The sequence below is a fragment of the Microcystis sp. M20BS1 genome (assembly GCF_020245305.1).
GTDB classification, from domain to species: Bacteria; Cyanobacteriota; Cyanobacteriia; order Cyanobacteriales; family Microcystaceae; genus Microcystis; species Microcystis ichthyoblabe_A.
In genome coordinates this window covers 14,311-39,038 of sequence record NZ_JADBUZ010000174.1, presented here as the reverse complement: position 1 = coordinate 39,038, position 24,728 = coordinate 14,311, and the positions used below count along the sequence as shown (strand labels likewise).

Annotated in this window: 25 protein-coding genes and 2 pseudogenes; 18 read left to right on the top strand and 9 right to left on the bottom strand. The window is 45.0% G+C overall.

Annotation, left to right across the window (positions count from 1 at the left end; genetic code table 11):
- Positions 1-217 precede the first annotated feature (217 nt).
- From IM507_RS17120 to IM507_RS17110, 3 genes and pseudogenes are all read left to right on the top strand, one after another.
- The gene (locus tag IM507_RS17120) at positions 218-598 is read left to right on the top strand and encodes a hypothetical protein (protein ID WP_002779112.1); all 381 of its coding nucleotides are present in this window, start codon (positions 218-220) and stop codon (positions 596-598) included.
- The gene (locus IM507_RS17115; protein ID WP_002733333.1) at positions 595-1,263 is read left to right on the top strand and encodes a phosphatase PAP2 family protein; all 669 of its coding nucleotides are present in this window, start codon (positions 595-597) and stop codon (positions 1,261-1,263) included. The genes IM507_RS17120 and IM507_RS17115 overlap by 4 nt, the downstream gene beginning before the upstream one ends.
- 111 nt (positions 1,264-1,374) lie before the next feature.
- Positions 1,375-1,665, top strand: a pseudogene (locus tag IM507_RS17110) (rhodanese-like domain-containing protein); the annotation flags it as partial.
- Positions 1,666-1,829: 164 nt separating this feature from the next.
- Here IM507_RS17110 and IM507_RS17105 read toward each other — a convergent pair.
- From IM507_RS17105 to IM507_RS17095, 3 genes are all read right to left on the bottom strand, one after another.
- The gene (locus tag IM507_RS17105) at positions 1,830-2,615 is read right to left on the bottom strand and encodes a hypothetical protein (protein ID WP_103113271.1); all 786 of its coding nucleotides are present in this window, start codon (positions 2,613-2,615) and stop codon (positions 1,830-1,832) included.
- A 220-nt stretch (positions 2,616-2,835) separates the two neighbouring features.
- Positions 2,836-3,327: a phycocyanin subunit alpha gene (cpcA, locus tag IM507_RS17100; protein WP_002732914.1), complete on the bottom strand. Its 492-nt coding sequence runs from the start codon at positions 3,325-3,327 to the stop codon at positions 2,836-2,838.
- Positions 3,328-3,382: 55 nt separating this feature from the next.
- Complete coding sequence (locus IM507_RS17095; protein WP_002733930.1) at positions 3,383-3,901, bottom strand: phycocyanin subunit beta; 519 nt, start codon at positions 3,899-3,901, stop codon at positions 3,383-3,385.
- A 667-nt stretch (positions 3,902-4,568) separates the two neighbouring features.
- On the opposite strand from IM507_RS17095, the gene cysK reads away from it, so the two are divergent.
- The 10 genes from cysK to IM507_RS17050 all read left to right on the top strand — a co-directional run bounded on the left by cysK (position 4,569) and on the right by IM507_RS17050 (position 11,249).
- A complete protein-coding gene (gene cysK, locus IM507_RS17090; protein WP_190381422.1) occupies positions 4,569-5,516 on the top strand; it encodes a cysteine synthase A in 948 nt (315 codons plus the stop codon).
- Positions 5,517-5,531: 15 nt separating this feature from the next.
- Entirely contained in the window at positions 5,532-5,666 is a 135-nt protein-coding gene (locus IM507_RS17085) for a PLP-dependent transferase (RefSeq protein WP_112537333.1), read from the top strand.
- A 76-nt stretch (positions 5,667-5,742) separates the two neighbouring features.
- Positions 5,743-6,279 carry an MgtC/SapB family protein gene (locus tag IM507_RS17080; RefSeq protein WP_045357399.1) on the top strand — a complete coding sequence of 179 codons (537 nt, stop codon included), beginning with the start codon at positions 5,743-5,745 and terminating at the stop codon, positions 6,277-6,279.
- 216 nt (positions 6,280-6,495) lie between these two features.
- Positions 6,496-7,170: a hypothetical protein gene (locus tag IM507_RS17075; RefSeq protein WP_190381421.1), complete on the top strand. Its 675-nt coding sequence runs from the start codon at positions 6,496-6,498 to the stop codon at positions 7,168-7,170.
- Positions 7,171-7,328: 158 nt separating this feature from the next.
- Positions 7,329-7,904 (top strand): Crp/Fnr family transcriptional regulator, encoded by a 576-nt coding sequence (locus IM507_RS17070; RefSeq protein ID WP_287637390.1) that lies wholly within the window; start codon positions 7,329-7,331, stop codon positions 7,902-7,904.
- A 30-nt stretch (positions 7,905-7,934) separates the two neighbouring features.
- Positions 7,935-8,573, top strand: coding sequence for a cadmium resistance transporter (locus IM507_RS17065; protein WP_042790239.1), 639 nt, complete (start codon positions 7,935-7,937; stop codon positions 8,571-8,573).
- A 68-nt stretch (positions 8,574-8,641) separates the two neighbouring features.
- Entirely contained in the window at positions 8,642-9,625 is a 984-nt protein-coding gene (locus tag IM507_RS17060; protein WP_238560373.1) for an FAD/NAD(P)-binding protein, read from the top strand.
- A gap of 460 nt (positions 9,626-10,085) precedes the next feature.
- Positions 10,086-10,793, top strand: a complete 708-nt coding sequence (locus IM507_RS17055) for an MBL fold metallo-hydrolase (RefSeq protein ID WP_202950796.1) — start codon at positions 10,086-10,088, stop codon at positions 10,791-10,793.
- Positions 10,794-10,866: 73 nt separating this feature from the next.
- Positions 10,867-11,040 (top strand): DUF6888 family protein, encoded by a 174-nt coding sequence (locus IM507_RS23715; protein ID WP_396683030.1) that lies wholly within the window; start codon positions 10,867-10,869, stop codon positions 11,038-11,040.
- A complete protein-coding gene (locus IM507_RS17050) occupies positions 11,037-11,249 on the top strand; it encodes a DUF6887 family protein (protein ID WP_042790238.1) in 213 nt (70 codons plus the stop codon). The genes IM507_RS23715 and IM507_RS17050 overlap by 4 nt, the downstream gene beginning before the upstream one ends.
- A gap of 13 nt (positions 11,250-11,262) precedes the next feature.
- Here IM507_RS17050 and IM507_RS17045 read toward each other — a convergent pair whose 3' ends face one another.
- Genes IM507_RS17045 through IM507_RS23710 form a run of 5 tightly spaced genes read right to left on the bottom strand, consistent with a single transcriptional unit; the run spans position 11,263 to position 15,721 of the window.
- Positions 11,263-11,850: a hypothetical protein gene (locus IM507_RS17045; protein WP_069473845.1), complete on the bottom strand. Its 588-nt coding sequence runs from the start codon at positions 11,848-11,850 to the stop codon at positions 11,263-11,265.
- On the bottom strand, positions 11,847-13,265 hold the full coding sequence (locus IM507_RS17040) for an AAA family ATPase (RefSeq protein WP_123231350.1): 1,419 nt from the start codon (positions 13,263-13,265) through the stop codon (positions 11,847-11,849). Before IM507_RS17040 ends, IM507_RS17045 begins: the two co-directional genes overlap by 4 nt.
- 51 nt (positions 13,266-13,316) lie before the next feature.
- On the bottom strand, positions 13,317-14,408 hold the full coding sequence (gene metX, locus IM507_RS17035) for a homoserine O-acetyltransferase MetX (protein ID WP_287637387.1): 1,092 nt from the start codon (positions 14,406-14,408) through the stop codon (positions 13,317-13,319).
- 15 nt (positions 14,409-14,423) lie between these two features.
- Positions 14,424-15,413, bottom strand: a complete 990-nt coding sequence (locus IM507_RS17030; RefSeq protein WP_287637391.1) for an O-acetylhomoserine aminocarboxypropyltransferase/cysteine synthase family protein — start codon at positions 15,411-15,413, stop codon at positions 14,424-14,426.
- Between the two features lie 32 nt (positions 15,414-15,445).
- Positions 15,446-15,721 carry a PLP-dependent transferase gene (locus IM507_RS23710; RefSeq protein ID WP_002734749.1) on the bottom strand — a complete coding sequence of 92 codons (276 nt, stop codon included), beginning with the start codon at positions 15,719-15,721 and terminating at the stop codon, positions 15,446-15,448.
- 599 nt (positions 15,722-16,320) lie between these two features.
- Between IM507_RS23710 and IM507_RS17020 the strand changes: the two genes are divergently transcribed.
- Both IM507_RS17020 and IM507_RS17015 read left to right on the top strand, forming a co-directional pair.
- Entirely contained in the window at positions 16,321-17,127 is an 807-nt protein-coding gene (locus IM507_RS17020) for a prohibitin family protein (protein WP_002731512.1), read from the top strand.
- A gap of 71 nt (positions 17,128-17,198) precedes the next feature.
- Positions 17,199-17,363 (top strand): annotated as a pseudogene (locus IM507_RS17015) (YidH family protein); the annotation flags it as partial.
- Between the two features lie 113 nt (positions 17,364-17,476).
- Here the strand turns inward: IM507_RS17015 and IM507_RS17010 are convergent.
- Positions 17,477-18,859 (bottom strand): hypothetical protein, encoded by a 1,383-nt coding sequence (locus IM507_RS17010; protein WP_123231352.1) that lies wholly within the window; start codon positions 18,857-18,859, stop codon positions 17,477-17,479.
- A gap of 531 nt (positions 18,860-19,390) precedes the next feature.
- Here IM507_RS17010 and IM507_RS17005 point away from each other — a divergent pair.
- The 3 genes from IM507_RS17005 to IM507_RS16995 are packed head-to-tail and all read left to right on the top strand — an operon-like array spanning position 19,391 to position 24,673.
- A complete protein-coding gene (locus IM507_RS17005; RefSeq protein ID WP_069473841.1) occupies positions 19,391-19,879 on the top strand; it encodes a hypothetical protein in 489 nt (162 codons plus the stop codon).
- A 23-nt stretch (positions 19,880-19,902) separates the two neighbouring features.
- Positions 19,903-21,408, top strand: coding sequence for an FtsZ/tubulin family protein (locus tag IM507_RS17000; protein WP_123231353.1), 1,506 nt, complete (start codon positions 19,903-19,905; stop codon positions 21,406-21,408).
- A 10-nt stretch (positions 21,409-21,418) separates the two neighbouring features.
- Positions 21,419-24,673, top strand: a complete 3,255-nt coding sequence (locus IM507_RS16995; protein ID WP_287637385.1) for a cell division protein FtsA — start codon at positions 21,419-21,421, stop codon at positions 24,671-24,673.
- The last annotated feature ends 55 nt before the right edge of the window (positions 24,674-24,728 follow it).

The following is a 24,728-nucleotide window of genomic DNA, read 5'->3' as shown; positions in this document are numbered from 1 at the left end:
TTCTCCATTTTTTTGCTTACCTCCACCTTAATTCCTTCTTTCAAAACTATACCTATCAATCGTTTCCCCTTTTTTTAAGTTTCTTCTCTTTTTGTTAAGAAAGATCTGACTAATGGATAGCTTAATAAGGGGGGCATCTGACAATTTTCAACACCTACTTACTTAGATAGCTGATGGCAAAAAAAAACAAAGCTGATAGTTAGTAACTAAAAAAAAGATGTATCTACTTGACAAAATCAAAAACGGAACCTTGGTATTGATCGGTTACTTATTATCGCCCCTGTGTTGGTGGAACGATCTAATTTTTAATCTGCCGATCGCCTACGGTTTCGGTCGTTTAATTGCTTGCTTACACGCCGATTTTTTTCTACCCGCGGCCATGGTTGGTTATTGGTTATCTAATCTTGTGGGAATTCTGCTAATGCAGTTCGGAACGAAAGAATTAATCGGTGGAGAGAAAGAAGAACGCAATTGGCAAAAAGAATTAAGAAATGGATTACTTTCCTCGACAGTTTATACTTTAGTAATCCTAGCTTTGCTGCATTTTCAGGTTTTAGAAATGCCCCTGTTATCCTCGATCGCCACTTTTTCCCCGTGATTCCCAAAACTTACTTAAACAATAGCTTAATTTTCTTGGTTATCTTGTTAACATCGCTAACTTTTACGGATTTAGCGATCGCTATTCGCCAGCAGCCGCAAGGATTTGCTTGGGAAAAATCCCTGATGCTATCTATTCATCAAACTACTAATTTAAACCTAAATTTTTTGGCCATAAAACTAACGGGATTAGGTACTTATTGGGGAGTGGCTCCGATACTAACAATTTTACTGCTGATTTTTGCCCTAAAAAAATACTGGTATGGGTTCGCTTATATCCTTGTGACCATGACGGGAGGTTGGGCTATTAGTTATAACCTCAAGATTTTTTTTCATCGAAATCGCCCGCAATTTTGGCAGTTATTTTATCCGTTACCCGATGATTTTGCCTTCCCTAGCGGCCATGCTTTATTTAGTTCCCTGTTAGTCATTTCTTTACTGATTTTATCTTGGAGAACGCGCTGGTTTTTCGGGGTAGTTTTACTGGGGATTCCCTTCGTCTTGGTTATTGCTTGGACTCGTCTTTATTTAGGAGTTCACTTTCCTAGCGATATCCTTGCCGCTTGGCTTTTAGCGATCGCTTGGTCCCTCCTAGTTCATCTCTGGTGGCAACAGTTATTAGAGACACCCAAGGCGATCAACACCCAAGAGGAAACTAATAATTAGTTGACCGACTTGCTGCCCAAAAAAAATATCACGTTATACCTAAATTTTTGGAGAAAGCTAATCAAAGCCCTATAGTAATTATCGTTTGATATTCGTCGCTGACACTGAATCATGAAACCAAAACTGCGTCAAGGGAAGGGTCTATCCCTGGGACGGTTTCAAAGCCGTCCCCTTGCTTTTCTCACTTTAGTTCTTCTCTGCATTTTAACCTTTACCTTAGCACCGTCATCGCCCCTGATGGCCACGTCTAAATCTGAGACTAAGATAGACTTTGTATCGCCGGTTTGGGTAGCACAAAATCTCAACGATCCGAAGTTAAAAATTCTCGATGTGCGGATTAATCCTTTGGAATATATCACCGGTCATTTACCGAAAGCGGTGAATATAGCCGATCAAGGCTATTCTGTCTTTGACAATGTAGCTGCGTTATGCCGAGATTGGACATTCTGTCAATAAAAAGCTTTTTAGTTTTTATTCTCTTGTAAGGAAAAATCTTTCGCCTACATAACATAAAATAAAAGAAATACAGGTAAAAGATTTTTCAATTTTTTTTTTATTTTCAATAGTTAATACTGCTTTTGTAAAATCACTTGTCCTGTAGATGTATCTACAAGTTGAACGGAACTGATTCTTATAAATAATTGATGAGCCATGATATCACTTACAAAAGTAGAACCTGTTGCTTGTGCTAATATTCTAGACAATTCATCTTGAGGGCATGGACGGCCGAAAATTTCCCTCTCTTTTTTATAATACGGAACGACAGGTTTAAATTTAACAATAAACCTTAACTTATCATTAAGTGATTTTTCATCCGCTTCAACATATTTTTTGGCTTCTTCTGGAGAGAGAGCAAATTGATAGGTTAAAGCGTAACTTTGATCTTCGGAAAGCATTAAAATATATCGATCACTATTAGCATACTGAACAGTATAGTTGAATGTCGCACCAAATCCATTCTGACAAACTATATTACCTCGATTTTTACTTTTAACAACTTCCTTGTAAACTATATGCTTGTCAAACAAGAATTTTTCGTTCCTAAATCCGTAACTGTAATCTAAATTAACTTTTATTGTTTTGGAGTTTATATCGTATTCATATTTCTTGCTTGGCTTAACAACTATTTGATATTCACCAAGATTGTGGTTTATTGAAATCAAGCGATTTCTATATTGTTGTTCCGTTTCAAAATTACTTTTCTCCCAGTTAATCGTTTCGCTAATTTTTTTGGCTTGAGAATAAACAGGGAATAAGTTATCTGTTAGTGTGGACGACTGAAGAGAAAATGGAACTACTGCCAAAATCCCTAAAAAAGTCGCAAATGTACTGGTCAGTAGCCTTAAACTCATGATTGATAACCAACCTTTTTAGACTGCATTTCTAAAAATTGTATATTTTACGGCGGGGAGTGTCAAGCTCGTTGTGTTTAACCATCTTGCCCAAGATGGTTTTTTTGTTAGGGTAGGTTCCCGAGGACGACCAAGTTAGACGGACGCAAAAAAACCTCGGCGCTCATCCCGAGGTGAATTTAGGAGATTTGAGCTTATGTTGACGTGAAGTTGACGGGAATTAGCTAAGGGCGTTGATCACATAGTCAATGTAGGAATTAGCTTCTACAGCAGCATCCCCACTTAATCCGTGATTGGTTTTGATGTATTTTAAGGCTTCGATATACCAACTAGGAGATAGTTCAAAGGCACTATTAATTTCACTCAAACCGGCGACTAGATATTCATCGATCGGGCCTGTACCCCCTACCACGAGGGCATAGGTGATAATTCGGATATAGTAGCCGATATCGCGAACGCACTTGGATTTCCCCCGCTCATCGTAGGCATAGTTCGGCCCCTGGAGTTGGGTGGTGTAGGGAAATTTTTGATAGACAGCGTTGGCTGCTTCTTGGGCTAAACTGGGGGCTTTTTGGGCGAGGATTTTTACCGCTTCTAGGGTGATGGCGGCTTGACGGAAACGACCGAAGGCTACTTGTAATTCTGCACTGCTGAGAAAACGGCCTTGGGAATCGGCAGTAGCCACCGCTTCGGTTAAAGGTGTTTTGGTCATCGATGGAATTGCTCCTACAAAAGTTTAATCGGATTGAGATAAGAAAGTCACAGCATCAGGAAACTGCCGCCGCCGCTCGATCGAAGTAAGAAGCGACTTCTGCTAGTAAAGAACTGCAATCCCCGCGAGTGATCCCGTTGGGATCGGCCGCTAGGGCAAGGGAAGCGTCTTTGAGCTTGAGAATTCCGGCCGCAACAGAAGCACCCGGAACTCCTAGGGCGACGTAGGTTTCCCGGAGACCATTCAAGGCGCGATCATCGAGGATGCTGGCATCGCCGGTGAAGGTGGCATAGGTAACGTAGCGCAGGATAATTTCCAAATCCCGCAAGCAGGCGGCGGCACGACGGTTTGTATAGGCGTTGCCACCGGGGGCAACTAAAACGGGCTGTTCTGAAAACAAACTACGCGCGGCATCGGTAACGATCGCAGAAGAATTACTGGAAAGACGATTGACCACATCGACCCGTTTATTACCATCTTTGACGAAGGCAATTAGGGCATTGACTTGATTCTCGCTCAGGTATTCCCCCCGGGTATCGGCCTGGGAAACGACTTTGGCAAAGGCATCTAACACCATAGTTTTCATCTCCTATAATGATGATTGGTTTCGGCAAAATATCGAGGTGAATTTTCTGGCTTTTCTTTATTTTTTCGATAAAGTATCTAGGAGTTTTTTTCTTGGGACTATACTATCGTCCTTGAAAAAAAATTACTCTCCCTTGGCCAGATTTTTTGTATATCTAGGAACAATTATTTTTAATTGAATTTAGCGTTTATTGACGCTCCTAGACACACTTCGTTTTTGCCATAAATTATTTTATAGACGATATTTTCACCTTTATTTATTAAAAATTGTTTCCTAAAAAAACGGCAAAAAAATAATTTTTTAGGATAAATCTCAGAAAACTTTATTAAATGTGTAAACCTATACCAAGAAAAAGTATCGCTCTTTTCATCTCTCTAATAATTCCTTTAAGTTATTTAAAGAGATGTGCTTTTATATACTAATAATAGTTAACTAAATTAAGAGAAATTTCCCAAGATGATTTTATCGATTGTGCTTCGATATACCAAAAAAACTAGCAAGGCAAAAAAATCGACAGGGATAATCCCCGCCGACGTTGTGATCAGAGGTGCCAACACCAGCATTTCGCAGTGTACTCCGACCTAAAAAGTATTGTAAAACATTCAAAATACATATATAATCAAAAATAGCCAACAAGTATAAAGCAAGTGGGATTATGCCGATCGCAAGAGACATCACCCAATTGGTAGGACGGACTCCCCTAGTCCAACTGAATCGAATCCCAGTGGCAGAGGGAGTAAAAGCCCGCATCGTCGTCAAACTGGAAAGTATGAACCCCGCCGCCTCGGTTAAAGATCGCATCGGGGTCAGTATGGTGGAGGACGCGGAAGCCGCCGGACTAATTCACCCCGATAAAACAATTCTGGTGGAACCCACTTCCGGCAATACCGGCATCGCCCTGGCCATGGTGGCGGCGGCCAAAGGCTATCGCCTAGTCCTGACTATGCCCGAAACCATGAGTTTAGAACGACGGGCGATGTTAAAAGCTTACGGGGCGCAATTAGAATTAACCCCGGGTAGCCAAGGCATGAAAGGAGCGATCGCCCGGGCCGAGGAAATAGTCGAAAACATCCCCAACGCCTATAGTTTGCAACAGTTCCGCAACCCGGCCAACCCGAAAATTCACCGAGAAACCACTGCCGAAGAAATCTGGACCGATACCGATGGTCTGGTAGATATCGTTATCGGTGGCGTGGGAACTGGGGGAACCATTACCGGTATTGCCGAAACCATTAAACCCCGTCGTCCCCAATTTCAAGCGATCGCAGTTGAACCCTCTAATAGTCCCGTCTTATCGGGAGGACCCCCAGGACCGCACAAAATCCAAGGCATCGGGGCCGGTTTTATCCCAGCCATTTTCCGACCGGAATTAATCGATGAGGTGATTATCGTCGATGATACAGACGCTTTCGCCTACGCGCGACGGTTAGCTCGTCAGGAGGGACTACTATCGGGCATCTCGGCCGGGGCCGCTTTATGGGCGGCGATTCAGGTGGGCAAAAGACCCGAAAACGAAGATAAATTAATCGTCATGATTCAGCCTAGTTTTGGGGAACGTTACCTCAGCACGGCCCTGTTTAAAGACCTCGAAGATATCGACTAATAGGACAATAAATTGATGGAATTTGCAACGAGGGCGATTCATGGGGGACAAGAACCAGACTCTAGCCATGGGGCGGTAACGGTTCCCATTGATCTCACTTCCACCTATAACACCAGCTTTACTACGATTATCGATCGGGATCGAGAATAGAAACGATTTAAAGCGGGATCTGGAAAGGGCTTTGATTGGTTAGGCGAAGTTTTTATCTCATTTGATGGGTTAAACCATGTTTTTTGACTCGGAAGATTGGCAAACGATTATTTTTCGGCTGAGTATGGCTATGGCCGTCGGCTGTCTGATTGGTTATAACCGACAGCGAGGCGGTCGTCCGGCTGGATTGAGAACTTTTATGATCGTTAGTCTCGGGGCTGCCATGTTTGTCATGATTCCCCTACAAGCGGAGGGAGATGTGGGTTATGCGTCTTCTAATGCTCTCAGTCGTACTATTCAAGGGGTCGCTTCTGGTGTCGGTTTTTTAGGCGCGGGAATCATCCTACAACAATCCCATCGGGAACTAAATAAGATACAAGTAAAAGGCTTGACTTCGGCGGCGACTATCTGGTTAGCGGCAGGATTAGGCGCGGCTTCTGGCTGCGGTTTATGGCAGATGGTTCTCGTGGGAACTTTTTTTACTCTCTGCACTTTAAGTGGCATTAAACGACTGAAGAAAAAACAACCTTTAGCCAAATATATTAAAGGTCGGAAGAAAATATCTCGGATCAATCAAGAAATAGACTCATCGGATAATTCAGCATCTCATTAATAAAAAAGCGATAAAAATTAATTTTTATCAAAAGAGCAAAAGCTTTTCTATAATAGTTTTTAGCTCAAAAAGCTTCTATTTTGCCTGCAATTTATTGGTTAAAAAATATAATAAATTTTTTATAAAATTTATTGTAAATAAATAACAAATAAATATTTTATGTGATAGCATTTAGATGAAGTAACCACTTTTTTGAATATGGAAGAAAATCCGAATATGATCAACCGAAATAAGAGCTTTCAAAGCCTCAAAAATCAAGTTTTCCGGCTGCTGATTTTCCTCTTAACTGTCACTTTGCTCCTCGGGGGAAGGGGAAATGCGATCGCCTTGCCCCTTCTCCCTGAACAGTTGGCCGTCATCGACCGTGCCACGGCAACGGGTGGCACCGTGGTGGAACCAGTTAAGAAAAAAAATGAGGTTTCTAGCCCAAAAATTCTCGAAGATGCCCAAATTGCCTATGAAAAAGCCATCCAAGCCACAAAATCGGCTATTGATGACCTAAATGCTCAACTAGCTGCGCCTTCTCTCGACAAGAAGATTATCGAAGCTCAACAGGACAACCTAGAGGACTTAGCGGATAATATTGACGATCTAGGGGAAAAAGTGAGTAAATTGACGAAAAAATTGACCAAATCCGGGGCTAAACTCAGTGAAACCCTGCAAAACAACCTTATTACCCTAGAAAATAGCCTTGTTAATACCTCCGAGACGATCGATATCTTAGCCGACGACACCGAACGACTCAAAGACAGTGCTTCCCCTTTCCTGAAAACTCGCGTGGAAAAGACCATCGACGCGGTTAAACAGACTCTACAGGAAAGCGATCGAGCTTGGCAAGAACTGATCTCCTCGGCCACAACGGAACTGGAGAAGACTAACACCCCGAAATAAATAGGGCTTGCAATGCCATAAAATCGGTCTTTTTTGGGGTAATTATCGTTTTTACCCCAAAATTCTCAAATCCGATCCCTAATCGCTGTATCCCGTCTCCTGTCTCCTGTCTCGGAGTCTCGACTAGGAAATTAATTTTGCACGACTACTTACCAATCATGACGCTTACCTATCAACCACCAACCCCCCATCGCTGGCACTTTGATAATCGGGCGATTTTGCCGCTTAGAAACCCTAATTTCTGGAAAATCGAGAGTGGAGTCGTGAAAACCTCCACCTGGTTAGAAGATGGAACCCTCATCGTCTTGGGATTGTGGGGACCTGGCAATTTTGTTGGCAAAACCCTAGAGAGAGTCAATCCCTATCAAGTTGAGTGCATCACTCCTGTGCAAGCAGTTTCCTTTTCCGCACTTGAGAGTTATCAAATGGCAGAAATTCTGCTGTCTCATCTTCAGCAAGCACAAGAACTAAGTATTATTCGTAGCTACAAACGTACTGATGTTATGGTTGTGAAATTACTGTCATGGTTAGGCAATCAATTTGGTAAACAAACCGGTACCGGACAATTAATTGATGTGCGTCTAACTCATCAGGATATCGCTGACTTATTAGGAACTACTAGAGTCACAATTACCCGCGCACTTAATCATCTTGAACAACAGGGGGCCGTGGAACGTCTTCCCGTCCATCGTCTTCTTTTACGAGAGGAGGAAATCTGGCACTACGAGATTTAGAATGGGAAGGATTATCTCTTTTTTCAATCTATGAATTGGTTAGTAGCCCTTTTAATTACTAGCATGACGAGTTTTGTAGCCACAAATCTTGATGATCTGATGGTGCTAATGTTGTTTTTCTCGCGACTTAATGCTAATTTTCGACCTCGACACCTGATTATTGGTCAATACCTCGGTTTTACCCTGATTCTCCTAGCTAGTTCCCTCGGTTTACTATTTGGGTTACTGGTTTCTAAAGAATGGATTGGTCTATTAGGATTTATCCCTCTAATTATCGGCATTAAACAACTTTTGTCAAGGGAAAATGAGGATTATATTCAAGAAGTAAGAGAAGATGTTAATTATTCTAAAAATCGCTCCTTTGTTCCTCGTTTTCCCTCCCAAACCTATTACATCGCTGCCGTGACCGTGGCTAATGGCGGTGATAATATTGGTATCTATACCTCTCTTTTTGCCAATAATTCCCCGATGCACGTCTTAATTATTATGATAATTTTTTATCTCATGATGGGGATTTGGTGCGTCCTAGCCTATTTTTTGATTACCCATCCCAGGATAGCTAAAGTGGTTACAAACTACGGACATAAAATTAGTCCTTTTATCTATATTTTTCTAGGGATTTATATATTAGTTGACAGCCAATTCTATCGTTTATTTTTAACCTATTAACCAAGAATGCCTAAAAAATTATCTTTCAGCTACACTAACTAATACTAAATCCTCTTTAAAAGTTATCTATGAGCTACATTGACCGGAATCAATTTTCTGCAACTTTCGACATCGCCATTATCGGGGGAGGATTTAGTGGCTCCCTCGTGACAGCGAACCTGTTACGCGACACAGGGACTCCATTATCGATCGCCCTGATCGAGCGCCGAAAACCCCTCGGTACGGGGATCGCCTACGGAACGCGAGACAGCGGCCACCTGCTCAATATTCCTGCGGGCAAAATGAGCGCCTTCGAGGACGATCCCGAACATTTCCTCCACTGGTTAGCGGATAACGGCTATCGATCGATCGATCCGGCCAGCTTCGTACCGCGTCTAGTGTACTGCAAATACATCCGATCGATCCTAGAAGAAGCGCGGAACAACGCCATTGCCGATCACCGTCTGGAGACATTTACCGATGCGGCGATCGATCTGCTACTCGACGGGGAAAAGGCAACGATTACCCTCAAAGGAGGCAAGAAAATCAGCGCCGCTAAAGTAGTTCTGGCGCTGGGCAATTTTCCCGCAACGGTTCCCCAACCCCTCGCGTCTCTCAAATTCCCTCTATCTCCGCGACGCTTGGGAGACGGACACACTCCCCGAGCTAAAACCCGATGGGACGATTCTGCTCGTCGGTACGGGGTTAACGATGGTGGATATGGTGGTTTCCCTGGCACAAAGGGGATTCACGGGCAAAATCCACGCAGTTTCCCGTCATGGCCTGATCCCTCGATCGCACCGACCCACCGATCCCTATCCCCCGTTCCTCACCCTCGAAACCGCGCCCCAGACCACCCGGGGACTCCTAGGGCGAATTCGCGCCGAGGTAAAAACCGCCGAGAGTCAAGGTCACGACTGGCGGGCCGTTTTAAACGCCTTACGTCCGATATCTCAAGGTCTATGGCATTGTCTGCCGATAGGGGAACGCGCCAGATTTCTACGCCACCTGAAAGCCTATTGGGAGGTTCTTCGCCATCGCCTCGCCGACGAGATCGCCAGTATCCTCGATGAGGCTGTAGAATCGGGACAATTAACCTATCATGGGGGAAGAATTGAAACTGCTGAGGTTAAAAACGGCTGTGTAGAGGTTACTATCCGTCAACGGGGAACGGGAAACCTCTTAAACCTAACCGTCGATCGAATTATCAACTGTACCGGCGCAAGTAACGATTACCGGACGATCACCGATCCCCTCGTCGTTCATCTTCACCAACGGGGGTTAATCCGTCCCCATCCTTTGAATTGTGGTATCGAAACTGCGGACAACGGGGCGATTCTCAGGCCAGACGGTACGGCATCGAACACGCTGTACAGCTTGGGAAATCCCCGCAAAGGCGATCTCTGGGAAACCACCGCCATTCCCGAACTGCGTTTACAGGCGGCCGAACTGGCCTGGGATTTGTTGCGATCGCTGAAAGAGAGAATTTCTCTCCCCACGGCCTACTCGATCGCATTCCAGCCGGCAGCGCCGATTTTCCGCCAGCTTTTTGATAGGGAATCGAGTACCTACACCTATCTGATCGCTGATTCGGCTACGGGGGAGGCGATTTTAATCGATCCGGTCCTCGAACAGGTTGATCGCGATCGGCAGATTCTTTGGCAGTTGGGGTTAACTCTAGGCTACACGATGGAAACCCATGTCCACGCCGACCATATCACCGGAGCGCACCGCTTACGCGAGTTAACCAACTGTTCGATCCTCGTTCCCGAAAACGCCGAAGTGAGCGATATCGATGGTTATGTGCGCGATGGCGACCTCTGGACCGTGGCAGGTCAGCAGCTAAAAGCGATCGCTACTCCGGGCCACACCGATAGTCATATAGCCTATCTCATCGATGAAAAACGCCTATTAACGGGGGATGCACTCTTAATTCGCGGTTGCGGTCGTACCGATTTTCAGAACGGTTCGCCGGAAGTGCTATACAAGACGGTAACGGAGAAGTTATTCACCCTCCCCGACGATACGCTTGTTTATCCCTGTCACGATTATCTGGGAAGAACGGTCTCCTCGATCGGTGAGGAAAAGCGCTGGAATCCCCGTTTCGCTGGCCGCAATCGTGAGGATTTTGTGGAGTTGATGAATAATCTCAATCTACCCTATCCCAAGAAGATGACCGCAGCCTTAAGTGCCAACGCACGGGGTGGTAAGGTGGTTTTCGTCATGGATTATCAGATATAAACGGGCAAGCGATTGATCGCCCCGTCGGTCCTGCGCTACACTGGATAACGAAACACCAGAGGAGTAAAAGCCCATTCCTACTGCCGCGCAACAGCTAACCTGTTTTATTTTAAGTTATTGGGCAACGAAGATATATTTGCCCGTTAATATTGTTCCGATTGACGAAAGAACGGGAAATATCTTTTTTCTCGCTGGGGAAGAGCAAGAAATTATTATTTTTAAAAATGGCGATTGGAGGTATGTATGATAAAACGCGAGTTTGAATCGATGAGTCGCGAAGAATTGCGAGCCTATATTCTCGAACATAGAGAGGACGAGAGGGCCTTTCAAATTTATCTTGATCGGGTGACGGCCGAACCGGGAGAAATTTATCCCGCACCGCGTTCGATCGAGGATTTAAGTCATTTTCCCGAACTGGTAGCGAAAAATCGCCGCGATAAACAACAGAAAATATAAAGCCGATGCGCTATTATTTACAGATTTTATGATTACTCTCGAAAAGTTCGATTCCATAGTTTTCTAGAAACTCGATCGCTAGAGATTTCCAAGTCGCATCATCTCTAGGATAAAATTCGGGTGTACAGACATACGCCTCTAGATTCAAGTCTAGATAGTTTTTGTCCAGCCTTGCGTCGAAATAACTGATCGTGTTGCTTAATTGATTGATCGCTTGACAACGATTTTTAGTAACTTTTTTGAGGCTGTTTGCATTGAATTTGAATTCGACAAAGCAGAAATCACTTTTATCGAAAAATACACAATCACAATGGGAAGTTCCAAATCCTAAAAGACCTTTTCTGCCATCAATAGGGATAAAGCCAATTATTGTATTATCGCTAACCTTGAATGTTTTAGTGTCGTCGAAATCGTTAATTAAAATGTCCTCATCGTTCAAGTTAATAGTACAAGTCGAATTCACGGGAATATCGATAATGATAAAAGACTGACCATTGTAGTCGATAATTAGAAACTCATGTCTCTCCTCGATTTGTATAAATTGATCGAGTTTGTCTATTTTTTGGGATAGATAGCTTTTGATTTCGTCAAACTCTGTCATTTTCTTTTGAAGGTTCTAGCGTGAATATTATATAGAGCGTTAAATTCACCTCCCATCATTTCGGATACGGTATCTAGATAATTCTGAGCGATCAATCCCGTGTTACTATCAAAAATAGATTCACAATAATTAGCCTCCTCATCTAAAGATTGATTTCCTAGAGAGTACGCGGAAAATTCAGCCGCATTCAACCAGTAATCTTCTGGTATTATTTCCGACACTTCAGACTGTGCCGATGGATTTTTTTCAACAACTCTTTTGGCGAATAGTAAATTATTAAAAACTGATAAAATATAAGGACTGTGGGTAGTGATAATTAATTGATTATCTTCATTCCGATTAACCATTATCGCTAATAATTCAATTAAATGCTTCTGTGCAACTGGAAATAAATGCGCTTCTGGTTCCTCTATAATTCTCAAAATTATCGAATCATAAATAATATTTAAAAAGATGTCCTGTAAAATTCTAATACATTCCTGCTGACCAGATGAAGCATTACGAAGATCAATAGAATATTGATCGTTTTTGTTAAATATAATCTTTTCTTCAGAATTGCCAATTAAGTATTCACCTTTTAGTATTAGATCTATTTTATTTTTTATCACTCTTAAATACTCAATTCCTTTTTTATTTGCCTGATAGTTAATTAATCCATCAAAGCCAGAAAATTTTCTAAAAATTCGTTTAATAAGTTCTACTTTTTCTATAAATTGTAGCATTAAAAATTCATCTATCATTTGCAGTTTGTTAGCAAAATATTTTTTACTATTTTCTTTTAAATTAATTTGAATACTTGCGAATAAATATTTTTCAAATAGGTCAGAATAAGTTACCGTTGCATTTCTTCCAGCAATTATAAATAGTAAATCTTCTTGCTCGTTTTCAAATAAATTATCCAATAAATTTGATAGAATTTGATAGAATAAACTATACTGGGTCAAATTATCTATTTTGATATATGGTTTTTCGGAGTTATCAATATTTTTTTTGGACAAATTAATATAATCTGCAAAACCCTTTTTGAACTGTTCATCTAAAAAATTTTCGCTAAATATTAAGCATAAATTTTTATTTAAATCAAGATTCAATTGTATATATCTATTTTTTTGAAAACTATAATAAAATCTAACCTCAAAATTCAAAAAATTGAGCGTAGAACCAAAAAAATCATAAAATTTTCTTTTTATAAATTCTCTAAAATAAGTGTCAATATCTGTATATTTCGGTATTTTTTCTTGGGCGAATAAAAAACTTTCAGATTTTAGATTTTCTTTTAATGATTTAAAAAAATAAATCAATTTAGCGATCGTACTCTTGCCGCTTGCCTGTTCACCGATTAAAACCAGAACTTTTCTAATCTCGATTTCAGCGTACTCGATCGCTCCGAAATTTTTAATGACAATTTTTTGCATAGATGCGTGCGCTCTCTATCCGGCTATAGACCATAGTACCGCAAACGCTCTCTACCCCACCATCCCCAACCCGCGACCATTTCCCATTTCCCACCCATTCCCGAAAGTCACGAGAAGATCATTCAACGCATCCATATCGCCATCCATTAAAAACGCATCGTGACCGTGCGGCGATCGCAACCAAAATAATTCAGAATTGGGGATATATTTCGCCAATTCCTCTTGTTCTACGGGAGGATAAAGAAGATCCGAATCGATCGCCACGATCGCCGTCGGTTGTTGAATCGACTGTAAAACCGATTCGTAACTCCTTCCCGTCCGGGTGACATCATGACGATCCATCGCCCTACTTAAGGTGATATAAGCATTGGCATCAAAACGTTCGACTAACTTTTTCCCCTGATATTCTAAATAGCGGGCGATCGTGAACTCTCCCCCCTCCCCGTACTCGCGGCCGAAACGTTCCTCAAAACTGGCGTGCGATCGGTAGGTAGTCATCGCCATCATCTGGGCTGCCGATAAACCCCGGGACGGAGGGCGATCGAGCGCATAATTTCCCCCTTGCCAATGGGGATCGGCATAGATCGCTCCCCTTTGAGCCTCTCCTAGTGCGATACACCAGGCCGAATGTCGTCCCGAAGCGGCGATGACAGCGATCGATCGCGTCCTCTCTGGGTACAGTAGCGCCCATTCCAAAACCTGCATCCCTCCCAAGGAACCCCCGATCACCAACCGCAAAGACTCGATCCCCAATGCGTCCACCAACAGCCGTTGTAGGTGAACCAGATCCCGAATGGTGATCTCTGGGAAAGTCGGGCCGTAGGGTTTACCGGTACGGGGATCGATCGAAGTGGGGCCGGTTGTCCCGTAGCAACTGCCGAGAATATTGCTACAGACAATAAAATCGCGGGTCGGATCAAGAACGCGTCCGGTTCCTAACAAAGGTTCCCACCAAGCTTCCACGTCGGCCGATCCCGTGAAGGCATGACAGACAATAACCCCGTTATCCCGCTTGTTATTCAAAATTCCCCAGGTTCGATAGGCGATCCGCACCCTTTCGAGAACCGCCCCCGATTCGAGAACAAAAGGACGCGGTGGGGAATAGAAACGGGTTTCCGGGGAGATCAAGTCTAGGCGATCCATGGGCGGGGTGGTGGGTTATAAACTCTGGAAAGTTTGCTGGAAATCCTCGATAATATCGTCAATATGTTCCAAACCCACGGAAACGCGGATTAATTCGGGCTTTACTCCCGCCGATCGCTGTTCTTCCTCGTTTAACTGCTGGTGAGTCGTGGAGGCGGGATGGATAACGAGGGTTTTTGCGTCGCCCACATTGGCGAGATGACTGGCCAGTTTCACCCGGTTGATAAAATTCCGCCCGGCCTCGAAACCGCCCCGAATCCCGAAGGCTAAAACCCCGCCGAAGCCGTGTTTTAGGTACTTCTTCGCCCGTTCGTGGTAAGGATGTTCCGGTAATCCGGGATAGTCCACCCATTGCACTTGTGGCTGTTCTTTGAGCCAGTTCGCCAGGGCCAAGGCGTTGGATACATGACGATCGACCCGTAGGGAGAGGGTTTCCAATCCCTGTAGCAGTAAAAATGCGTTAAACGGACTCAACGCTGGCCCGAAATCCCGCAATCCCTCCACCCGCGCCCGGATAATAAAGGCGATATTGCCCAAAGGGCCCGACGGTCCGAATACCTCATAGAAATTCAACCCGTGATAACCCGGCGCGGGTTCGGTAAACTGGGGAAATTTGCCGTTTCCCCAGTCGAATTTCCCTGAATCGACGATTACTCCGCCGATGGAAGTGCCGTGACCGCCGATCCATTTGGTGGCCGATTGCACCACGATATCGGCCCCCTGTTCGATCGGGCGACAGAGATAGCCGCCGCAACCGAAGGTATTATCGACGATCAGGGGAATGCCGTTCTCGTGGGCGATATGGGCCAGGGCGGCAAAATCGGGAATATTAAATCGGGGATTGCCGATCGTCTCGACGTATAAGGCTTTAGTGCGATCATCGATCGCCGCTCGAAAAGCCTCGGCCTCATCGCCATCGACGAACTTGACATTTATTCCTAAACGCGGTAAGGAGACTTTGAACTGATTATAGGTTCCGCCGTAGAGGTAGCTAGTGGAAACGATATTATCCCCCGCACCGGCAATATTAGCGATCGCTAGTATTGCGCCGCCTGACCGCTAGAGGTGGCCAGGGCCGCCGCACCCCCTTCTAAAGCGGCGATCCGCTTCTCGAAGACATCGGTGGTCGGGTTCATGATCCTGGTGTAGATGTTACCGAACTCTTCTAGGGCAAACAGTCGGGCCCCGTGGTCGGCATCGTTGAAAACGTAGGAGGTGGTTTGATAGATGGGAACGGCGCGGGCCTTAGTTCCGGGGGCAGGTTCCTGGCCGGCGTGTACTTGCAGCGTCTCGAAACGGTAACGGTCAGACATAGGCGATCGGGGAGGAAAATAAAGGATAGATTCCTCGATCGCACAAATCGAGGAAAAAGGGTGATTAAATTACCTCATTAGGGGATGGAATGGGTACAGTGGGCTTATCTGTTTACTGTATTTTCCTATCATAGCCATCTTCTGCGAGTCAATTTATTGAGATATCCTTTATACAAAATATCTTTTATACCGAAACTGGATTGTGTTAGGGTAATTGCTACACAAGAAAGTACCAGCTAGACTGGTGGAATGAGAATGTACCATTTAGACCAAAGGAAATTTTGTTATAATTGCTTCTGGATAACCCCGATTCCTTTCTTGGATAAATAAATGCTTTTTTGTCCAACTTTCTGACTAAAACTAACGAGATAATCGTTTTAATTCATAATTTCTAAAACATTTAATTGACGACTATAATAACTATAAATAGACCAGTATTTCCCGATATTTTGCCAGCCAGAAGGGAGAGAAATAACGAGACTAAATCTGACTTTATCGAAAAAATACAGGACAAGTTTACTTTTATTTTATAGATAAAATTATCAAGAATTACCTGATTTGTAATCCCATCCCATAAACTATCTCTATTACCAATTAAAATGCTCAAAATTCGCCTTTTAGCTAGACCAAGTAATCTCTTTTTTTTGTTATTAATTTTGGCGATTATTTTTAATCCTTTCGTGATTGTCAATGCGGGAGAAAGAGGGGTTTTAATGGTTTTTGGTCAAGTACAGGAGAAAATACTTAATGAGGGTATTCACGGGATTATTCCCGTTGTTAACACGGTAAAAAAACTAAGTGTGAGAATCCAAAAACAACAGATAGCGGCCGAAGCTTCCTCCAAAGACCTACAGGAAGTATTTACAGATGTAGCCCTGAATTGGCATATTTTAGCATCAGAAGTTAATACTATTTTTCAACAAATTGGCGATGAAGCGGCTGTCATCGAACGAGTGATCGATCCAGCAGTGGAGGAAATTCTCAAGGAAGTTATGGCTAAATATACCGCCGAAGAATTAATTACTAAACGGGAGGAGGTGAAAGGGGAAGTAGATATTCGTTTGAGCGAAAGACTGAAAAATTATCATATCGGTGTCGATGATATTTCTTTGGTTCATGTCAACTTTTCCGATCGCTTTACCGAGGCGGTGGAAGCCAAACAAATTGCCGAACAGGAAGCCAAAAAAGCCGGTTTTATGGTGCTGAAAGCTCTGAAAGAATCGGAAGTGAAAATCAATCTGGCTAAAGGAGAGGCGGAAGCTCATCGCATTCTCCAAGATTCCTTAAGTCCAGAAGTTTTACAGAACAAAGCGATCGAAAGATGGGACGGTAAACTCCCCCTATTTATGGATGATAATCTGCTCAAGTCCCTTGAATTGGTTAAAGATAAGCGAAAAACTAGATGATAAAAACAATTTATTAAAACCAGAAGAAAGAATACTTGATTTTATTGAACTTCCCTGCGAGGAACTCCTCTATGCTGTTTAAATCCCGAAAGACAAAGCAGAAATTTAACGCTGATTACTGGCGAGATCATTCGGCCAACGAACGCACCTATCTGTCTTGGATGCGTGCCTCGATCGCTTTGATGGGTTTTGGTCTGGTCATTTTGCGTTTACGAACGGCATCTTCTACGGCCCTAGAGGTCTGTCAAAGCAATAATTATGGATAATGGGAGGAGTAAAATAAGCAAATTAACCCACTTGTATCCGTCAATTTCAACTTTACCGACTACTAGGGCCTGGTGATGAAACCCTAATTTTTCTCGATCGCGTAACAGAATCGGCCGATTTTCGGGGGATTTTCGGCCATGAGGTTGGCCGTGATCGTTTTTAGGCCTCGAAGAAAAGGGAGTAAATTATTCGTTTTCGAGCCATCTTGTTGATTATCCCGGCCGATTTGCCAGTTCCACTCTTCCCACCAAGGTTGTTCCTGTAGATTCTTGGCGACGAGATCGATCGTGAAGAGGTAAATTCCTGGTTCGGGAAACTTATCGGGGTGGATCGTGGTGACAAAATTTAGCTTTCGGGGAGCTTGTCCTGCTGGGGAATCGAGATTCCATTTGGATATCTTGATCGCTTTTTGTAAATTGGAATCATCTTTTAAAACTTCTTTTGAGTTTTGAAATGTGTTCGAGAATTTATTGGGAACCTCGATGCTTTGTAAGGGTTCGATCGAACGGACATCGATCGCCACCGTATGCTCGCTCGTATCAAGGGAAACACTATCGGAAATCTCAATCGCATCTGTAGAAGTTTGCGGTATTTTCCAGAGTTGATTATTCTGGTCTTTAGCTTGAACTCTAAAGCCATTTAATGATAGATTCCATTCTCCTAAAACTGCTTTTTCTTCGGCGGGTTTTTCTTCAATTTCTCGATCTAACAAAAATGGTTCCTTTACAAGATGATTGGGTGAAAAAATAGCAATTTTGCTATTGGCTAAAATGTTCTCTTGGCGTTCTTGTAAGCTGGCAAAATATTGAGTTATGTCGTTGTGACGACCAATAAAAACTACATAAAATGGACGAAATTTATTGCTAGATTTCTCGTTGGGAAAGGGAAATTTTTTGATCCTGTTTTGCTCTTGCACATAGACGGTTCCTTCAAATTCGCTTTGAATCGCCCAAATCGCTACGGCGTATTCAGGATGCTTTGAGTTTAAATAAGTTTCTTGAATTTTTCTCGTGAGAAGTGTCACATCTCCCGATGCTTGATCGAGATCAGTAACGATAACCTGTAGGGAATTTTTTGTCCCTGGTTCGACAATTAGATTTTGAATAGGAGCGGAAACATCGGGAAAATCTGTACCATTATAAAAGGTGGGAAGTTGGGCTTTTCTAAAATCACTACGGGTGAGCGCATTTCCCGAACGATAGTATTGAACAGGAGTTTTACTGACTAAAGATAGGGTTTCGTCGAGCAGTTTTAGGGTTTGCACATAGAGGCTACCAGCATCGCTAACGTAGCCCAACATTGAGCTAGATCCATCCACTTGAATCGAGATGCCTAGAGGGGTTGAGCGAGTATCCGTCTTTTCGATCGGGGTAGGTATGCACGAAAAAGGCTTTTCTGCTGTATTGCAAGATACAATTCCTAAACAAGTGACTATTGTTATGACTAACCATCGAGCGCGCACCATTCGATCTCCTCGTGAACTACTGCTACCTTCTCTCCTATACTAGGACGGATTCGACGAAATTGGCAGGATGAGAAGGAGTTAACTTTTTTTACAATCCCCCGTGTTGTAATAATAGCACTATAATATGTCAAGTATAGCTGTGCAGTTAATTTCGAGATAGATTGGTTGAAGGGGAAAGATAACGGATATGTATATAGAGCGGCCAGCAGATCGAGATCTCTATGATAGGTTATCGCATGGAGATGATTGTCTTGTTTTAAGTCCTCCAAAAACTGGAAAAAGTTTTTTACTAGAAAGAATGCGCTCGCGTCTTGAAAATGATGGAGTTAAGTGCGTAAGTCTTCGGATGTCCAGAAATCAGCAAGATAACCCTAGAACTAGCATTTCTACAGAGTTCTATTGGGAATTCATTCACGATCTAGCGACACAGTTCACGATGACTACCATTCTAATCCTAGCCGCTCAGAGTCAGAAGTGGCTAAAACCTGTAGTAAATATGTACCGAAATAATCCCATTAGATAGAGATAACTATGAAACCTGGTGAAATAATTCGTGTGATCGCTATTATCGTTGTGGGCGCGATCCTTATGTTCTTGATTCAACCCTTTATCTTTAGAACGGGAGCGATTTGGTCGCCCAGCGTTCAATATCCGGGAGCGGCCCTAGCGAGTTGGGCGAGTGGGGCCTATATGGTGGCGGCGGGGGTGGTTTTCGGATTGTCGATCGCTTGCACAATTCTCTGGTGCGTGATGACGGCGAAATCGGCCGCTAGACGACCGGATGAACTCAGAGCTTGGAGTTTGTGGTGGTGGCTTCTCGGAATCGTTCCTATTCTGAGTATCGGTCTCGCCATCGGGTTTTTCAATCCGATCGAAGAACTGCGTTTACTCCTCGCCCTCTTTTTTGTACTGGATATCCTCATCCTGTTTTGGCTACCGACTGCCAGTAGCACCCCGGGCCTGTTGATCTACACACCACCCCTATCCCATCAACTGCGGGATATCATCGATCGATTTTAAGAAAAAAAAGGAGGCAATTCAGTATGGCCATGTATGTGATCGGCATCGGGGGAACGGGGGCGAAATGTATCGAGGCAATCACGAAACTCGCCTCGGTGGGACTGTTTACCGAACAACCGTTAAAAGTTCTCTTTATCGATGCGGACGAAACCAACGGGAATCTAGAGCGATCGAGAAACGCGCTCAGTATCTACAGCCGATGTCAGGAGTTGATCGTCGGCAAAGAGAACCAAGATAATAGCCAACTCCATCCCTGGATGAAAACTAAGATCGAATCCTTCGATCTCTGGTCGCCCTTTGGGGGGGTTAATTCCAGTAAAGAATTGAAAGCCTTTTTCAACTACAACACGCTCAAACAAAATCAACCCGCTCTCGGTAATCTATTCGATGTTCTCTACACGAAAGACGAACAGGAAGTCTCGCTAGACGTGGGTTTCCGCGGTCGTCCGGCGATCGGTTCGGCGGTGATGAGCCAAGTGGATCTCGAACGATTGGATCAAGAACCCTGGGGAGCGCTGATCAAACAAATACAAGCAGACACAGGCGCAGGAAAAGCCCCGAAAGTGTTTCTCTGCGGGTCGATGTTTGGGGGAACTGGAGCCTCTGGACTACCGACGATCGCCCGTTTACTGGCCAATAAACTGAAAAATATCGTGGTCAAAGATAAAGTCAAGATCGGTTGTCTGTTCCTGTTGCCCTATTTCGGGTTCACCCCGCCGCCAGGAGAAGATCCGGACGGGATTTTCGCCCGTTCCGAACAATTTTTACTGAACACCGAAGCCGCCCTACGCTATTATGTGACCCAAGCGCGAGAGACCTTCGATACGGTTTTTCTGCTGGGAAATGAAAACTTCTCGAAAGTGGAATTTAGCGTCGGCAAAAATAGCCAGCGCAATGATCCCCACTTCCTAGAACTCTATAGCGCCCTCGCCGCGCGGTATTTTTTCCTCCATACCGCCGAAATAGGAGAAAAAGTCGTTTTAATAGGCCGGGAGCAAATCGGTCGGCTGATTTGGGACGATCTGCCGGATCGAGCGGAAATCCAACCCGCGCTCGTCAACGGGACTCGATTCGCCTACAGTTGGCTGTCCGAGTTTGAACCCGAACTCAACGGCATCCTCAAAAGAAAAGATGATCGCCTGGTACTTACACCCTGGTCGCGCCCTTTCTTTCCCCATAAAGGCTCGGCAGACGGGATGACGCGGTTAGGTGATCCCCAACAACAGGAAGCACTGAAGACGATTAGCGCCTGGTGTCGGGATTATCTGACTTGGTTGTACCGCCTGCACCAGATCGAGGGAGAACAGATACAACTCTTTAACACCCAAGCGATGGGTGATCCAGAAAAGTCCCTCCGACGAGAACAGTTAGCAGAACTGGTACTCGATCGCCATCTCGACAATAAAACCAAATCGAGAGACACGATCACCTCTCTGATGCAAAGCCTACAGAGCTATAAACCCGACAACTCCGCGGAGCCTGGGATCGCCGCATTAGCCAAAGCCCTATACACCTTTTGTAAGCAATAGCCTTTAGTCTATGTTTTTATTACTGCCGAAATTAAAATCCGATAGCGATGTCCGTCCCTCCGATCAAGCGGGAAAATGGGACGCGCAAGACTTTAAAACCTTTGGCGATGTGGCCTCCAGTCTCGATTACAAATCCCCCGGCCAGGTAAAAAGTGTCAGTTCCGTCCCCACCATCTGGGCCCGTCCCCTGTCGATGCAAATGGCTCTTCACAACAAGGCCTATCCCATCCATCGGCAGATGCTCGACCAGTGGCAAGGAATGTTAGCGGCCTTGGCCCTTGCGGAAATGCGGCGTTTTCCCCTCTCGGCACAACTGCTAGAACTGGGCCAACTCCGCCATCAAGATCCCTTCGCCCGTGCCCTCTACGAACTGCGCCCCAATCCCCCCAGTAAAGCCCTTTATCTTCTAGAGGCAAAAAACCCGTGGGAAGATGTCTACGTCTTTTTATGGGATGGGAAATCGGTGGGAATGTCTTCCCCCAGTACGATCGTCGTTCCCTCCGAAGCCGGCAAGTGGGAAAATCTGCCCTGGTGGAATCGGCAGACCCGTTGTTTGGAAGCGCCGCAAGGTTATCTCAATGCCAGTGAAAAAGCATTGCTCTGGCGTTGGCTGGAGAACCTCAATAACGAGTTAAATCGCTATACTGGGGACGCGATCGCCCAGAATACCATGCGGGGTCTGTTAGCGGAATTTCAGAATAGCTTGGGAGGGCAACCGGAACAACGGCTGAGTTTAAGTAATAATCCCCAATTTTTCGGCGTTCCTCTCAATCGAGGCCTTTTAAACGCCCTCAATCGTCCCGTCAAAGCCGAACCGAAAGAATCCTGCGTGCGGGTCGTGGCCAGCGAGAATAAGCGCGGCCTCGTTCCCCCTCTCCTGATTATCGATCCAGAAATCGCTCGCTCGTGGGATCGATCGCCCCAAGATATCTGGATCTATCAGGATCAAACCCTCGCCTCTCCATCTATCCTCAAGGATTTACAGACTGGGAAAATCCTCTGGAAAGATATCCGGTGGATCGAGTCCAAGGATCTATTTACCCCGGAATTTCACTTTATCGATGTGGAAGATGCCCTACCAGGGGGGTTTTTGCCGGATAACACTCCGTCGATCGTGTTCAAAGGACAGGAAATCACCCCTCTCCTGCCCCTCAACCCGATCCTCCTGGACTACTTTACCCCCGAAGAGTTACTGCGGAAGCTCCAGTTCAGTACGCTCAACGGGAGTGAGGGGCCAGTTCTGCGGGTATCCCTAGACCTGCCCCTATCGGGCATGAACAATGACGAGAGAAATCCCCAGAATTATCGGGTGTTTAAAGACTATCCCATCAAGGAAGACAACGCCCTGACCCAAGTTCCGGTTTTAGAGATCTGGCCGAACTTCCGGGCCCAGGGTTGGAAGGAATATTACGCCTTTTACTACGATCTGGAATTTCTCGGTTCCTCGAATCCGCTTGATCGCACTTTTCAGGTGAATTTGCCCGGCGCCAAAGAACCGCATATTTTCCAAGATGGCAAGGGTTCCTATCAACTCACCCGACTAGAGGAGTATCCCTCCTGTATCGAATGTCGGGATCGATCGAAAAACTTCCTCGGCCTAATCCTGCTGAAAACGCCGGCATCGATCGCTCTGGAGGGTTCCTGGAAAGTGGGGGTCGATTTTGGGACATCTTTTACCAATATCTACGTCAATCGCCGAGGAATAACCGAACCGCTTCCCTTAGAAAGTCTGCATCTCAAAGTGACGGAGGTACTGTCCGATACTCGACTGCCCACCCTGTTCGAGTATTTCGTTCCCGAAAACTTCATTCCCCCAGAGAAACCGTTACCCCTCAGTAGCGTGTTAACCACCCGAAAGGCGAATAACGTAGCGAAAGAACGCCCGATCTACGACGGTCGGATCTATATTCCCGATCGCGCGAGATTTAACCCCCAAGAGGGCTGGATCGAAACCGATCTCAAATGGACGAATATCACCATCAATCGGCTTTTTCTCAAGCATTTAGCCCTTCATGTCACAGCCCTCGCAGCCAAAAACGGCATCCAACAAATCCAGTGGTCTCTCTCCTATCCTTCCGCTTTCTCCCGCGCCGATAGAATCCGCTACGCACGCAACTGGCAGGATTTAACCGAGGAGTTGCAGGCAAAAACCGGGATCAGCCAAATTTGCCCGCAACAGGATAATCTCACCTATTTCCGCACGGAAAGTGTGGCAACGGCCCAGTATTTCGCCGATCAGGAGGGTCACAACCTCGTCAATAGCACCTGTATCGACATGGGGGGAGGAACCTCGGATATCTCCATCTGGGAGGCCGACACCGATCGCTTCCAACTGGTGCATCAATGCTCGGTACAATTAGCCGGGCGACATCTGTTCTCCCAATTCTTGGAACTCAATCCCGGATTTCTCGTCGAGAAGTTTGGGGTAAACACGAGCGAATGGCAGGGATTGAAAGAGGGAAACTTCCACGCCAAGCTAGATGTCCTACTCCGCCTCGAAAGCGAGAACTGGCTCAAGAAAAGAGACTTTCTCGAAGAAGATCCCCAATTCCAGGGTTTACTCCGACTGATGGCGATCGGTACGGCGGGACTATACTACTATGTGGGGATTCTGTTACAGGTTCTCTACGAAAAAGACCGCTACAGCCGACCGGAAATCACCCCCGTGTACATCGGTGGCAACGGTTCGCGCCTGTTGAACTGGCTGGCGATTGGCGGACGGTTCGATCGTCACTCCGAAGTTAACGAACTTTTCAGTCGGATACTGAGTAAGGCCTCCGGTTTCCCGGACACCAACGAGATCACCCGATTAAGCACCCGTCCCAAGGATGAAGTCGCCTGTGGTCTGGTACTAGACCGAACTCCCCTAGGAGGAATTATCAGCAAAAAACCGGAACCGGTAATCGCCGGGGAGGATTGCGAGGTGAACGGTCAAAAAATTACGTGGAAAGACTATCTGGAGTTGGAAGGCAATATCACCGGCTTCGATATGCCCCAACTCCAGGAAGTTCCCGCTTTTCTAAACGAGTTCAACACCGCAGTGAAAGAGATCGACATTCAGGGACTTAAACCCATGCCCGCTTTTAAAAATGGCGAACTGGAGTCTAGTTACAAAGATCGTCTCTGGCGTGAAGTCCATAAAGAACTGAGAACGAATCTCGTTCACATTCGGGGAGATTCAGAAAACATCCGCGTCGAGCCACCTTTTATCCTAGGATTAAAGGCACTCCTCCGCGTTTTAGGCAAGGAGTGGGCTGGCAAATAACGGCTAACCAGAGGGGAAGTAGGAAAAATACCGGCGAGGTCTTTTCTACTCCCCT